The following is a 12,729-nucleotide window of genomic DNA, read 5'->3' as shown; positions in this document are numbered from 1 at the left end:
GGCGCGGCGGGCGAACCATTCGGCCGCGATCAGCGCGCCGAGCGCCAGCACGATCGAGACGATCACGAGCCGTCCCGCGGCGGCGTCGCCGTCCGGGGTCTGGATCAGCGAATAGATCGCGGACGAAATCGTCTGGGTCTCTCCGGGAATGTTGGAGACGAAGGTGATGGTCGCGCCGAACTCGCCGATCGCCTTGGCAAAGCCAAGCACCATGCCGGCGAGCACGCCGGGCAGCGCCAAGGGCAGCGTCACCGTGAAGAACACTTTGAAAGGAGTGGCGCCGAGGGTCTCGGAGGCCTGCTCGAGCCGGCGGTCGATCGCCTCGATCGACAACCGCATCGGGCGCACCAGCAGCGGAAACGCCATCAGGCCGCAGGCAAGCGCGGCACCGGTCCAGCGGAAGGCGAATACGATGCCGAGATGGTCCGCCAGGAAAGCGCCGACGAGTCCGCGGCGGCCGAAAGTGAGCAGCAGCAGATAACCCGTGACGACCGGCGGCAGCACCAGGGGCAGATGCACCAGCGCATCGAGCACCGACTTGCCCCAGAAATCACGCCGCGCGAGCAGCCATGCCAGCGCAATGCCGAACGGCGTTGCCACCAGCGTCGCGATCACGGCAACCCTGAGCGAGAGCAGGATCGCGGTCCATTCGGCGGGAGAGATGTCGAGCATCAAATCGCAAATTAAGTAGAGGGGCTGATCAGGAACTTGAAACCGTATTTTTCGAGAATGGTCTTGGCGGCGGTCGAGCGCAGGAAGGCGAGATAGTCGCTTGTGTCGCCCTTTGCCGTCGCGGTCGCAGCGACGGGATAGATGATCGGCGGATGCGAATCCGCCGGGAAGGTGCCGACGATCTTCACGCCGGGCTCGACCTTGGCATCGGTGGAATAGACGATGCCGAGGTTGGCCTCGCCACGCGCGACCAGCGTCAGCGCGGCACGCACGCTCTCGGCCATCGCGAATTTCGGCTCCGCCGCCTGCCAGGCGCCCAGGCTCGTCAGCGCCGCCTTGGCATATTTCCCGACTGGTACGGACTTGACGTCGCCGGTCGCGATCCTGCCGTCGCCGGCGAGTTTTGCGAGGTCGAACCCCTGCCCGATGGGGACGTTGTCGAGCCTGGAATCCTTCGGCGCAATCAGCACGATGCTGTTGCCGAGCAGATTGACCCGGGTCGGCTCGTTGATAGTCTTCTTGGAGATCGCGTAATCCATCCAGTCGGTGTCGGCGGAGACGAACACATCGGCCGGCGCGCCCTGCTCGATCTGCCTGGCGAGCACGGAGCTTGCGGCATAGCTGACGCTGAACTTGACGCCGGTCCTGGCGGTGTAGGCCGCGTCGACCTCATCGAGCGCGTTCTTCATCGAGGCGGCCGCGAACACGGTGATGGTCTTGTCCTCGGCTCCAGCAGGCGAAAGGCCCGCGGCCAGAAGGAATAAAGCTGAAAAAAGCACGGAAAGGCGGGACATCGGCAGCGCTCCATGCGCGCGCTCAGGGCACGCAAGGCGGCGCGCGCAAGACGGCGTGGGTTGAATGAGGCTTGCGACCGGCGGAAGCGCTGTTCCGGCAGGCCCGACGGACTTACGGTCCGGCAAGCGATCGCTGGGTCATCATAACAGGGTGGCGGAACAGGTCAAAGGCGACGGTTCGCATAGCGCCAACCAGGAATTCGTCATCCTGGCGGAGAGTTTTACGGCTTCGCATTGCCCGCGTGCAGCACGGCCTTGCACGCCGCCGGCATCTGCGCCAGCGTCATCGGCGGTTTCGGCTTCGGGGGCTCCGGCGGGGGTTTGGGGTGCAGCACGCCGTCGCTGAACCAATAGGCGAGATCGGAGGGCTTGCAGCCTTCGTCCTCGGATTGCGACGGCTGGCCCTCGCAGTCGCTCGCGCCCGCCGGGCAGTGCATGCGGATGTGGAAGTGATAGTCGTGGCCCCACCACGGCCGGATCTTCGACAGCCAGGAACGGTCGCCCTTGGCCTCGCGGCACAGCGCCTTCTTGATCGCGGCATTGACGAAGATGCGCTGCACCGCCGGCTCCTGCGCCGCGTCGCGCAGCACCAGCACATGGCCCGGCGTGAACACCTTCGGATCGATGTCGAGCCGGTCCGGGCGCACCATCATCACCGCCGACATGTCCTCGCGCTCCTCGCGCGATAAGCGATGGTCAGGCATCGGCGTCAGCCAGATGTCGGCATCGAGGCCGATCTGGTGGCTGGCATGGCCGGACAGCGCCGGCCCGCCGCGCGGCTGGGCGATGTCGCCGACCAGGATGCCCGGCCATCCCGCGTCCTTGTGCGCTCTTGCCGCAAGCCGCTTGATCAGCGCGATCATCGCGGGGTGACCATAGCTGCGGTTGCGCGACAGCCGCATCACCTGCCAATTGTCGCCGTTGAGCGGCATCTGCTCGGCGCCGCCGATGCAGCCCTTCACATAGGAGCCGATGACGTGCGCCGGTCCCTTCGACGGCAGCAGCTTTCGCGCGAACAGCTCCTTGGCGCCGATAGTGGGATCGTTTGGATTGGCGAGCGGCGGCAGCGGCTTTGGGTTGACGCTGCCCTTGTCCTGGGCCAGCGCGTCGCCGGCGGCCAGGAGCGTCATGACGAGCAGGAGAGGGGCGAGGCGGCGGGGACTCATGTTGACATTCTTATAACCCAACACAGCGTCAGGGTTAAGGAACAGTCCTTCCGCTGAAATATCGTCTCGAAGTCGTAGTTCCCGGTGCGTCGGCCGGCCGGTTTTTAACAATGCGATAACCCTCTCATGCATTGACCAAAATTCGTGCGTGGGACGCGTACTCACCCCCTTCTGCATGCAAGCGCGCGGGATCCCGGAAATGATTCAAGGCAGCGCGCAATTTTGCGCCATCTCGTTCTCCGATGACGACAATGCGATGCGCTTGGAGCGCCCATCGGCACGGCCGCGCCTTGCAAACGGGCAATGAGGGCTGTTTTGTCGAGACTGCCAGACCGTGCGTCCCATCGCCATGCCACCCAGGATTACCTTTTTTTCAGACACTTGCCCCAAGAGTTGCGGGGCTGGGTGCGACTGGGACGAGTGAAGTTGAGTTTGGGGGTTCGAAAGCCGAAAAAGCGAATGGGCAGCGTGCTCGGCGGCCTGCACCCGCGCAAGCCGCGCTTTGCGCGCCCCCCTCATCTTCCGTCCGAACGCGACGAAGTTCTGCGCAGCCGTGCCGAGGCTGAGGCCGCGATCGCGGAAGCGCGCAAATCCCATGAGCGCCTGCGCCAGGCCATCGAGATCCTGCCGCAAGGCATCGTGTTTCTCGACGCCGAGGGCCGCTACGTCCTCTGGAACAAGCAATACGCGGAGATCTACAGCAAGACCGCCGATCTGTTCGAGGAAGGCGCGCGCCTCGAGGACACGCTGCGCATCGGCGTCGCCCGCGGCGACTATCCCGAGGCTGCCGGCCATGAGGAAGAATGGATCGCCGAGCGGCTGCAAAGGCTCTATCAGCCCGGCGCGCGCCACGAACAGAAGCTGGCGGACGGCCGCGTCATCCTGATCGACGAGCGGCTGACCGACGACGGCGGCGTCGTCGGCCTGCGCGTCGACATCACCGAGCTGAAGCAGCGCGAGGCCTCGTTTCGCCTGCTGTTCGACGGCAATCCCGTCCCAATGATCGTCTGCGCGCTGGACGATGAGCGCATCCTCGGCGTCAACGATGCCGCGGTCGCCCATTACGGTTACAGCCGCGCCGAGTTCGAGCGGCTGACGATCCGTTCCCTTCAGGCTTTCGACAGTGAGCCGCCCTGGACCGCCGATGCGGCCGGCGAGGAGCAGGCCGGACGCACCTGGAAGCACGTCAGGGCCGACGGCGCCCTGATCGACCTTGCGATCTATTCGCGCGAACTGATCTATGCCGAGCGGCCCGCGGTGCTGCTCGCGCTGATGGACATCACCGAGCGCAAGCGCGCCGAGGCGCGGCTCGCCTTCATGGCCCAGCATGACGGGCTGACCGGTCTGCCAAACCGCAATCTGCTGCGCCAGCAGGTCGACGAGATGCTGCTGCATACGAGGCGCAGCACCGACAAGGTCGCCCTGCTGATGCTGGGGCTCGACAATTTCAAGGCGGTCAACGACACGCTGGGACACGCGGTCGGCGACAAGCTGCTGCGTGGCGTCGCCAAGCGGCTGCGTTCGACCTTGCGCGAGAACGACGCGCTGGCGCGGCTGAACTCGGACGAGTTCGCCATCGTGCAGAGCGGCCTGACGCGTCCCGAGGATGCGGTGCTGCTGGCCAAGCGCCTGCTCGAAGCCATCGCCGATCCCTATCTGCTCGGCGGCCATTCCGTGGTGGTCGGTGCCTCCATCGGCATCGCGATGGCGCCGGGCGACGGCGACGATTCCGAAAAGCTGCTCAAGAGCGCCGACATGGCGCTGTCGCGCGCCAAGCTGGATGCGCGCGGATCGTTCGCGTTCTTCGAGGCGGCGCTCGATGCGAAAGCGCAGACCCGCCGCAAGATCGAGGTCGAGCTGCGCGACGCCATTCAGAACGACGTGCTGCGGCCGTACTATCAGCCGCTGATCGACCTCCAGAGCGGCCGCATCACCGGCTTCGAGGCGCTGGTGCGCTGGCCGCATGCCGAGCGCGGCATGGTCTCGCCGGCCGAGTTCATTCCGGTCGCGGAAGAAACCGGGCTGATCAATCCGCTCGGCGGCCTGATGCTGCGCCGGGCCTGTCACGATGCCGCGACCTGGCCGGACGACGTCCGCGTCGCCGTCAACCTGTCGCCGCTCCAGTTCCGCAGCGGCAATCTGCTTTCGGTGGTGACGGATGCGCTGAAGCATTCCGGCCTGCCGCCGCGGCGGCTCGAACTCGAGATCACGGAGACGCTGCTGCTGGAGAAAAGCGCCCAGGTGCTGGCGACGCTGCACGCGCTGCGCGCGCTCGGCGTGCGCATCTCAATGGACGATTTCGGCACCGGCTATTCCAGCCTGAGCTATCTGCGCAGCTTCCCGTTCGACAAGATCAAGATCGACCAGTCCTTCGTGCGCGATCTCGGCGCCAATCGCGAGGCACAGGCGATCATTCGCTCGATCGTCAGCCTCGGCAAAGGCCTCGGCGTCACCATCACCGCCGAAGGCGTCGAGACCGAAGCCGAGCTGAGCTGCCTCCGCACTGAGGGCTGCGACGAAGGCCAGGGCTTTCTGTTCAGCAAGGCCCGGCCGAATGCGCAGATCATCAGCCTGCTCGCCGCGCAGCGCGGCATCGACGGCGTAGGCGAGGACGCCGCGCTGGTGGCCTAGGGTTAAGGTGCTGACCTGTTGTCTTGCGTCTCGAGATGCACAAACCCGGAAATTCAGTGGCCGACAAGTGTTACGGCCTCGGCAGGAGCGGTTTCATGGGACCGCACGAATACAAAACGGGATGCCGCGGGGATCTGTGCGTCGGCGCTGCCATCCTGGCCGATGAGGATAAGTCCCGCGCCGCCATTGGCTACATTCAAGATGACGGGGGCGCCCTGCCAGGTCCTGATTGGCTCCATTCCGATGATGAGAAACTCACCGATCGGCTGGTCGAAATATTGAAGCCTCAGTTGTGGTCCGACTTCTGCAGCCGCCAGGCCGAAACCCAATTGTTTGGCGCGCGCGTAGATGTCTGCCAGCAACGCAGTGTCGGTCCGAAAGCCCAGTTCGGCTGCCGACACCGTGAAAAGCTCTACGCTCGTTGTCGTGGCGCTCACGGTAAACGTCGGCCGCGCGAGAATTTCGCCGGCCGAGTTTCCGATGCCACAACCTGCCGCATCCAAAGCGTTACTGAGGGCGAAGAAGTTTGCAAACGTCCCGATCCTGATCGTCTTCCACGCAGGGACATCGACGGCGGATTTGATTGGGATTTGCGGCCCAGACGGCGCTTGCTTGAGCTTCAGGTGATTCCGCAGGACGTCTCGCGCCGAGCATTGAGCCACGGCCTCGCTCGCAAACAGGAAAGTGCATGCGATGCAGAGGATGGCGATAATGAGAATGCCACCATGGTGCCATCCCGGCGAACGCCCCTGAATGGCATGGCAACTGACTTTCCTGCCAGCTGTTCGGCCCATAACGGACCTCTCTTGCGCAAATCCAGCGCGCTAAGAAGAATTCGGAATCATCACTTCCATGTGGTCGGCGCGGTTACAGCGGAAAAGCTGTCGTTCCTATAGCTATGGAAATTAGTCGGAGAAAATTCACGAAGGTTCAGCGACGAAGACGCCGGAGGGCAACTCAATATAGGTCAGCGTGCGTGCACTTTCGTAACTGCTCGACGTCAGCGGTCCCCTGAAAGGATCATCTTACCGACATCCTCGTAATGCGTGTCGCGCGCCTGGATCTGCTGAGCGATGGCGTGCATGTCGCGAAAGCGGCGCTCGAACGGATTGCTGCGGAATACGGCGGTCGCGCCGGCCATGTGATAGGCGGTGTCGACCACTTTGGCCGATTGGTGGATGGTCCAGGTCGCGGCGAGGCGAACCGAGCCCCGATGTGCCGCGCTGAATTCGCCGGTCGTACAGAGATCGCGCCACATCGCACTTGCCGTCGCATAGAGATAGGCGCGCGCGGCCCGCAGGTCGCCCTCGGTGCGGCCGATCAGGCCCTGGACCGCCTGGTTGTCGCGCATGGCGCTTGCCGCCAGCGACTGATGCTTGCCGCGCGCCAGCGCGATCGCGGCATCCAGCGTGGCGCGCGCCACGCCGAGCGACACCGCGGCAAAGCCGAGGCTGAACGTCGAGCCGGTGCCGATCCTGTAAAGAGGACCCTGCTCGCGTAGCGCGGACGGCACGTCACGAAACGCGGTGAAGCGCTCGGGGATGAACAGGTCGGCGACCTCGTAGGAATCGGTGCCGGTGCCGGCGAGCCCGATCGCCTGCCAGACGTCGTGCAGCACGCCGCTCGCGACCGGAAACAGGATGGTGCGCACCTCCGCCGAGCCGTCGGCATTTTTCCGCGGCGCGCCGTCGGCTCCGACGATGCGGACATGCGCGCCGAGCCAGCTCGCCTGCCGCGAGCCGGAGGCAAAATCCCAGCGCGCCGTGACGCGATAGCCGCCTTCGACCGCCCGCGCCTCATGCGCGATCGCGCCCCAGGCGAGGATGCCCGGCGCCGTGTTGAAGATCTCCTGCGCGGTGTCGTGGTCGAGCGAGGCCGCGATCATGGCGCAGACCGTGCATTGGCCGAGGCACCAGGCGGTGGAGGCATCCGCTTTCGCGATCTCCTCCAGCATCTGCATGAAGGCTTCCGGCGGCGCTTCGGCGCCACCAAGGTTCTGCGGCAGCAGCGCGCGATAGAGCCCGTTCTCGATCAGCGCGCCGACGACGGGATCGGTCAGTCGCCGCGTCCGCTCGATCTCGTCGGCTTCGCGCGCGATCAGCGGCGCAATAGCCCGTGCCCGCTCGACGAGGCCAAATCCGGAAGTTGCGTTCATGCGCGTTTCCTCGCCCATTCTACCGTGAGCGGTCAATCGCACGATGGTGATCTATTTGGCGAGGGGGATCAAGTTGGTGTGGCGTCAATCCGGCCATCGCCACGTGAAGTGCGGAATCAGAGATGATCGCGCAAGCTCGAAAGGCTCACGCCGGGCCAAGAAACTATTGGGGCTGCTCCGACATTATCGTTTTCCAGAAGAGCATGATACTGTTCCGAAACAGGCAGCGATTTTGGCCTCCAACCGGCAGCGGCAAATGTCCTCGTCTGATGCTCCGATGAAACGCAGTGACGCAGCCCGCAGAGGGCGGAGACAGACGAAGACCCTATTGCTGATTTTAGCCATCGGATTTCTCGTTTTCGGTGCCGCTGCGGGCACGTTGTATTACGCGCTGCGGCCGATAACGCTTCGGATTGCCGTCGGACCGCCGGGAAGCAACGATCACAAGGTGATCGAGGCGATGACCGAGGCCTTTGCCAACGAAAGCAGGACGGTGAGGTTGTCTCCGATCGCGACCGCCGGAGCGGCCGAAGCTCTCGCTCTGCTCGGTGCCGGCAAGGCCGACCTTGCGGTCGGTCGCGGCGATCTGGAAATGCCGGCCGACGCGCAAACAGTCGTCATCTTGCGCAAGAACTTCGTCGTGCTGTGGTCTTCTTCGGGACCGGCGGGCAAGGGCTCCAAGCGAAAGCCGGCGCCCAAAATCAAGGAGGTCGCCGATCTCGCAGGGCGCAGGGTGGGGGTGATCGGCGCGACCCCGGCGAACGCCGCGTTGCTGAGAGTCATCCTGAGCGCCGCCGGTGTGGAGCCGGACAAGGTCACGGTCACTCAATTCGGCACTGGCCAGCTCGAGGAGCTGGCGCGTGACCCGAGCCTCGACGCCTTCATGGCTGTCGGTCCGCTCGACAGCAAGATAACTGCCGACGCCGTCGCCGCGACCGCCCGGGCGCGTGGCGAGCCGAAATTTCTCGCGATCGACGCATCGGAAGCCATCGCCCTGAAGCATCCGCGTTATGAATCGGAGGAAATTCCGCCAAGCATTTTCAATGCGAATCCAGCCTGGCCCGATGACAAGGTGGAGACCGTCAGTGTCAGCCATTTGATCGTCGCCCGGAAAGCCTTGTCCGAAACGACAGTGTCAGCGTTTTACCGCCAGCAATTTGCCCTCCGGCAGGCGATTGCCAGGCAGGTGCCTGGCGCTGCGCAAATCACCAAGCCGGACACCGAGAAGGAAGCCGAGCTGCCGGTTCATCGGGGAGCGGCGGCCGTGATCGACGGGACCGAGCGCACCTTCCTCGACAGATATGGCGACTACTTCTGGTTTGCGCTCCTGCTTCTCTCCGGCATTGGCTCGGCCGGCGCCTGGCTGCGTCAATATCTGAATCGGGATGAACGCGACGAGAACACTGGCCATCGCAACAGAATTCTGGCGCTGGTTTCCAAGGTGCGCACCGCGGAATTCGACCACGAGCTATTGGCCATGCAGCAGGAGGTCGACGCCATCATCGTCGAAACACTTGGCTGCTACGATGACGGCGCCATCGAGGAAGAGGAGCTGGCAGCCTTCGGCCTGGTGCTCGAACTGTTCGATCATGCGCTCAGCGAGAGGCGCGCAGCGTTGCAAACCCCTCCTTCGAACGTGCTCGCCGCGCGGCGGTAGCGATACCGGCTTTGGTATCCGGAAGTTGCGTTCATGCGCGTTTCCTCGCCCATTCTTGGTGTGAGCGGTAAGGAGGCAATCGTGGTCTATCCGGCGGGGAGGATCAAGCTGGTCCTAGCGTCGGTCTCGCCAGCTCGCGCTGACACGGGCGACATCACAGCTCGGGCAGACCCGACGGCGGCCTGCGTGCGTTGGCTGCTTGCTCGAAGGCATACGCCAGACGCAGCAGCTTGTGCTCGCTCCAGGCGCGCCCTGCGAAAGTGACGCCGAGCGGATAGTCGGGCGTGTCTTTGCCGTCGTCTGTCCCCGAGACGAATCCGCCGGGCACCATGACGCTGGGATAACCTGCCTTGGCGGCGATTGCGGCGCCATAGGCGCCGGGGAATAGCACCGCGTCGAGCTCGTGCTGGTTCATATAGGCGTCCATGCCGCGCGTCCTGGCGGAGAGCAGGTCCATGGCACGTGCGGACTTGTACTCGGGCTCGCTCAGATCGCCCCTGGTCAAGTCAGCGGCGAGGAAGTGGTCCTGTCCGAAACGCAGCGCATTGTCGGCGTTTGCTGCGTTGAAGGCCACGATGTCGGCCATGGTCTTGATGTCAGTGTTGGTCGCCCAATCCCTCAGGTAGAGATTGAGATCGTGCTTCAGCTCGTACAGAAAGACGACCGGCGGCCTTGCGACCGTGCCTTTGTGGGCGCTGAGCGGATTGCGGTTGAGCACAGCCATGGTCGTGCCCGGCCCACCGATCCAGCCAAGTGTGGGCATGCTGGCGCGCACGATGACGGCGCCGAGATCCTCCAGCACCTTGATCACCTCAGCCATCAGCTTGGCCGACTTCGCCGGCAGCTTGCCGTAATAGCAATCGTTCAGCGGGTCAGCGGGGTCGCTCGGCACGCCGATGCGCGCGCCCTTCATCGCGTCGGCGACGAGGCCGGCGGTGTAGTCGGCCGGCCGCCGCTGCTCTTGCGTCGCTGGGTCGAGCGGGTCCTTGGCAGCCAGCACATTCAGCAACATCGCGGCATCGCGCACCGTGCGCGTCATCGGACCGGCGGTGTCCTGGCTGTGCGCAAGCGGCAGGATGCCGGCGCGGCTGATCAGCCCGACGCTCGGTTTCACGGTGACGAGGCCGTTCAGGCTGGCGGGGTGCAGCAGCGAGCCCGAGGTTTCGGTACCGATCGAGGCCGCGCACAGTCCGGCCGCCACCGCGACCGCCGAACCCGAGCTTGAGCCCCCTGGGGTCAGAACCGGGATGCCGTGCTCGTCCATCAGCCCTGGTGCGTAGGGGTTCTTACCTGCCCGCCCAGCGATGAATAGCCCGAGGGCATGTCGATCGCGAGCATGTTGGCGAACTCCGTCAGGTTCGCCTTGCCCAGGATCACCGCGCCGGCGCTCCGCAGCAGCTTGACGATGGTGGCATCATCCCTGGCGCGCGCGCCCTCCAGCGCCAGCGAGCCCGCCGTGGTCGGCTGTTCGTCTCCGGTCGCGATATTGTCCTTGAGTAGGATAGGGACGCCCGCCAGCGGCCGCTGGGCCGACGGCCTCGTGCCGGCGAGCGCATCGGGATTGAGTGCACGGACCGAGTTGAGCTTAGGCCCGTCGCGGTCATAGGCCGCGATGCGCGCGAGATAGAATTCCGCCAGCGCTCTCGCGGTGATCCGTCTGCCGGCCAAGGCATCGATGACGTCGCTCATGGGCGCGTGCGCGAGCATCTGCATGGTCGACGCCGGCGGCTCAGTCAGGCCAGCTCTAGGAAGCTCGGACATTTGCCTTTCCTTGCTCCATTCCATCGCGAGTGCGAGAGGCACTATCGTGGCGGATTTGGCGGGGAGGATCAATGAGGGGCGATGGGTTTCGCAAGCGCCAAGCCCATCTTACGAACTGCCATCGAGCAATCGCTCCATGACGATCGTGCGTTCGTCACCATGATAGCTGTCGCGCGCCGCCCTGAATCCAAGGCCGGCGTAGAAGGTTTCAGCGGTGATTGAGGAAGAAAGGGTCAGCGAAGGGATGTTGCGCTCGCGTGCGGTACGCTCGATCTCGGCCATCAGCAGCTTGCCGATGCCGCGGGCCTGAACGTGTGGAGCGACGAAGACAGTGCGGACGACGGACCCGTCGAGGCTCGCGGTCCCGACGATGCGGCTGCGGATGGTAGCGACAAAAACGGTGCGTTGCCCAATGAGCTGCCGCACAGCGTCCGGACTGAAGCCGCGCACGATCCTTTCGATGACCTCGTTCGGATAATCCTTCGCGTTGGTTTCCCGCAGTGCACGCACGATGACCGCGCTGATATGAGCGGCGTCATCTTCAAGTGCAGGACGGATTGTGCATTCCATGGGCCACTCCAGTTCGCGGCGTGAAAAGCACAAAGACCGCTCGCTATTGCAGTCCCAGACCGCTGCAGTACCACGCCATGTCTTCGTGTCTCCAGCCGCGCTTGACGCCTGATTCCTTGCATTCATTGTAGGTCTTGAAGTTAGCTCCGTTTCGGCAGCCTGACGGATAGCTCCCAAAGCCGCCACCCGAGGTGGAACATGCGACCGAACTGGCCGCCGTGGTCGGGGCGACAGTGGCTTTGGGTGCTGCGTTCGCTGATGTGATCGACAAAATCAGCAAGCCCCCTAACGCAAGAACCGACGCTTTCATTGCATTCTCCTGATGGAACGATGCGTATACTATCTCAGGATGCATTATAGCTGGAGGCGCAACCTGAATGAAAGAGACCCGCGCTGCGGGCGCCCTCTGGTTTTCCATTCAACACCAAACCGGACAGCGTTGGTTCCTCTGAAGGAACGGTCAGGAGCTCAAGGCGTTTGAGGTAGCGAAAGGACACTTGCATGACCGAGAAATTCGATCCGGCACCGCCGGACAAGAACGCGGAAGATCTCAAGCGTGGCATCCGACGCGACAAGGCCAGGGACGACGAGCTGGACAAGGGCTTGAAGGACCGTTTCCCGGCGTCGGACCCGGTGAGCAGCACCCAGGCGTCCAAGGCAACACCGGACGCATGAAGGAGGGATAGACTATGGGCCTCGCAGCCTATGATATTGTTGGCAGGGACGGTGCCTGGCACGTCGACCACGATGGCGAAATCCGGAACACTTACCAGACCAAGGAAGCCGCTTTCGAGGCGGCTGTGGCCGCGGCATCGCTCGCCATGCGGCAGGGTCATTCCGTCCGGCTAACGGTGCCGGAGAGCGAGAACACCGTCGGCGCAGAAAATTCGGGCGGATGACCTTCGAGAGCATCCTGGTTCTACACGGCCGCCAGCAAATGGGCGGGCGCAAACGGCTTGCGCAAAAAGGTCGTGTTGGGCGGCAGCGGCGCCATCACCGTCCCGGACATCAGCACGATGTTGAGCCCCGGATGAGCACTGCGAGCGTATTCTGCGAGCTCAAGCCCGGTCATTCTCCCTGCGAGGTTGTGATCGGTGATGAGCGCCCGCAGCTCCGTGCCCGTCGAGGCCACGATAAGCTCCGCGGCTTCCGCAGTGGCGCACTCGACGACTTCGAACCCTTCGTCCTTGAGAAGGTCGGACAGAACTTCGCGCTGGAGTGAGTCGTCCTCGACCAGCAGCATGACGAAATTCGACATGCGGTCATTCCCAACTTATCGGATGTTAATGCGCATCCCGGAAGATTGTTCGGTTGTGATGTCTT

General features: G+C 64.1%; 13 protein-coding genes. 4 read left to right on the top strand and 9 right to left on the bottom strand.

Going from position 1 to position 12,729, the window contains the following annotated elements:
* The 3 genes from modB to mepA form a co-directional block, all read right to left on the bottom strand.
* The coding region (gene modB, locus IVB32_RS26625; RefSeq protein ID WP_247411817.1) for a molybdate ABC transporter permease subunit at positions 1-672 on the bottom strand (672 nt) is incomplete at its 3' end.
* 11 nt (positions 673-683) lie between these two features.
* The gene (modA, locus tag IVB32_RS26620) at positions 684-1,466 is read right to left on the bottom strand and encodes a molybdate ABC transporter substrate-binding protein (RefSeq protein ID WP_247368744.1); all 783 of its coding nucleotides are present in this window, start codon (positions 1,464-1,466) and stop codon (positions 684-686) included.
* Positions 1,467-1,687: 221 nt separating this feature from the next.
* Positions 1,688-2,632 (bottom strand): penicillin-insensitive murein endopeptidase, encoded by a 945-nt coding sequence (gene mepA, locus IVB32_RS26615; RefSeq protein ID WP_026233938.1) that lies wholly within the window; start codon positions 2,630-2,632, stop codon positions 1,688-1,690.
* Positions 2,633-3,091: 459 nt separating this feature from the next.
* Here mepA and IVB32_RS26610 point away from each other — a divergent pair, with 459 nt between their 5' ends.
* A complete protein-coding gene (locus IVB32_RS26610; protein ID WP_247368746.1) occupies positions 3,092-5,263 on the top strand; it encodes an EAL domain-containing protein in 2,172 nt (723 codons plus the stop codon).
* Positions 5,264-5,316: 53 nt separating this feature from the next.
* On the opposite strand, the gene IVB32_RS26605 is transcribed toward IVB32_RS26610, so the two are convergent.
* On the bottom strand, positions 5,317-6,057 hold the full coding sequence (locus tag IVB32_RS26605; protein ID WP_018460068.1) for a hypothetical protein: 741 nt from the start codon (positions 6,055-6,057) through the stop codon (positions 5,317-5,319).
* Positions 6,058-6,263: 206 nt separating this feature from the next.
* Positions 6,264-7,418, bottom strand: coding sequence for an acyl-CoA dehydrogenase family protein (locus IVB32_RS26600; protein WP_026233937.1), 1,155 nt, complete (start codon positions 7,416-7,418; stop codon positions 6,264-6,266).
* 277 nt (positions 7,419-7,695) lie between these two features.
* On the opposite strand from IVB32_RS26600, the gene IVB32_RS26595 reads away from it, so the two are divergent.
* A complete protein-coding gene (locus IVB32_RS26595; protein ID WP_051113073.1) occupies positions 7,696-9,075 on the top strand; it encodes a TAXI family TRAP transporter solute-binding subunit in 1,380 nt (459 codons plus the stop codon).
* A 154-nt stretch (positions 9,076-9,229) separates the two neighbouring features.
* Here the strand turns inward: IVB32_RS26595 and IVB32_RS26590 are convergent, their stop codons facing one another.
* From IVB32_RS26590 to IVB32_RS26585, 3 genes are all read right to left on the bottom strand, one after another.
* Entirely contained in the window at positions 9,230-10,339 is a 1,110-nt protein-coding gene (locus tag IVB32_RS26590) for an amidase family protein (protein ID WP_253075226.1), read from the bottom strand.
* Positions 10,339-10,836 (bottom strand): amidase family protein, encoded by a 498-nt coding sequence (locus tag IVB32_RS42665; protein ID WP_253075158.1) that lies wholly within the window; start codon positions 10,834-10,836, stop codon positions 10,339-10,341. Before IVB32_RS42665 ends, IVB32_RS26590 begins: the two co-directional genes overlap by 1 nt.
* 108 nt (positions 10,837-10,944) lie before the next feature.
* The gene (locus IVB32_RS26585; protein WP_018460065.1) at positions 10,945-11,406 is read right to left on the bottom strand and encodes a GNAT family N-acetyltransferase; all 462 of its coding nucleotides are present in this window, start codon (positions 11,404-11,406) and stop codon (positions 10,945-10,947) included.
* 501 nt (positions 11,407-11,907) lie between these two features.
* On the opposite strand from IVB32_RS26585, the gene IVB32_RS26580 reads away from it, so the two are divergent.
* Together IVB32_RS26580 and IVB32_RS26575 are read left to right on the top strand one after the other, a co-directional pair.
* Entirely contained in the window at positions 11,908-12,081 is a 174-nt protein-coding gene (locus tag IVB32_RS26580) for a hypothetical protein (RefSeq protein WP_247368750.1), read from the top strand.
* A 14-nt stretch (positions 12,082-12,095) separates the two neighbouring features.
* Positions 12,096-12,305, top strand: a complete 210-nt coding sequence (locus IVB32_RS26575; protein WP_085352004.1) for a hypothetical protein — start codon at positions 12,096-12,098, stop codon at positions 12,303-12,305.
* A gap of 20 nt (positions 12,306-12,325) precedes the next feature.
* Here IVB32_RS26575 and IVB32_RS26570 read toward each other — a convergent pair whose 3' ends face one another.
* Positions 12,326-12,649, bottom strand: coding sequence for a response regulator (locus tag IVB32_RS26570; RefSeq protein WP_245288562.1), 324 nt, complete (start codon positions 12,647-12,649; stop codon positions 12,326-12,328).
* Positions 12,650-12,729: the final 80 nt, after the last annotated feature.

The sequence above is a fragment of the Bradyrhizobium sp. 23 genome, assembly GCF_023073295.1.
Lineage (GTDB): Bacteria > Pseudomonadota > Alphaproteobacteria > Rhizobiales > Xanthobacteraceae > Bradyrhizobium > Bradyrhizobium canariense_D.
This window is presented reverse-complemented; position numbering and strand designations above follow the sequence as displayed.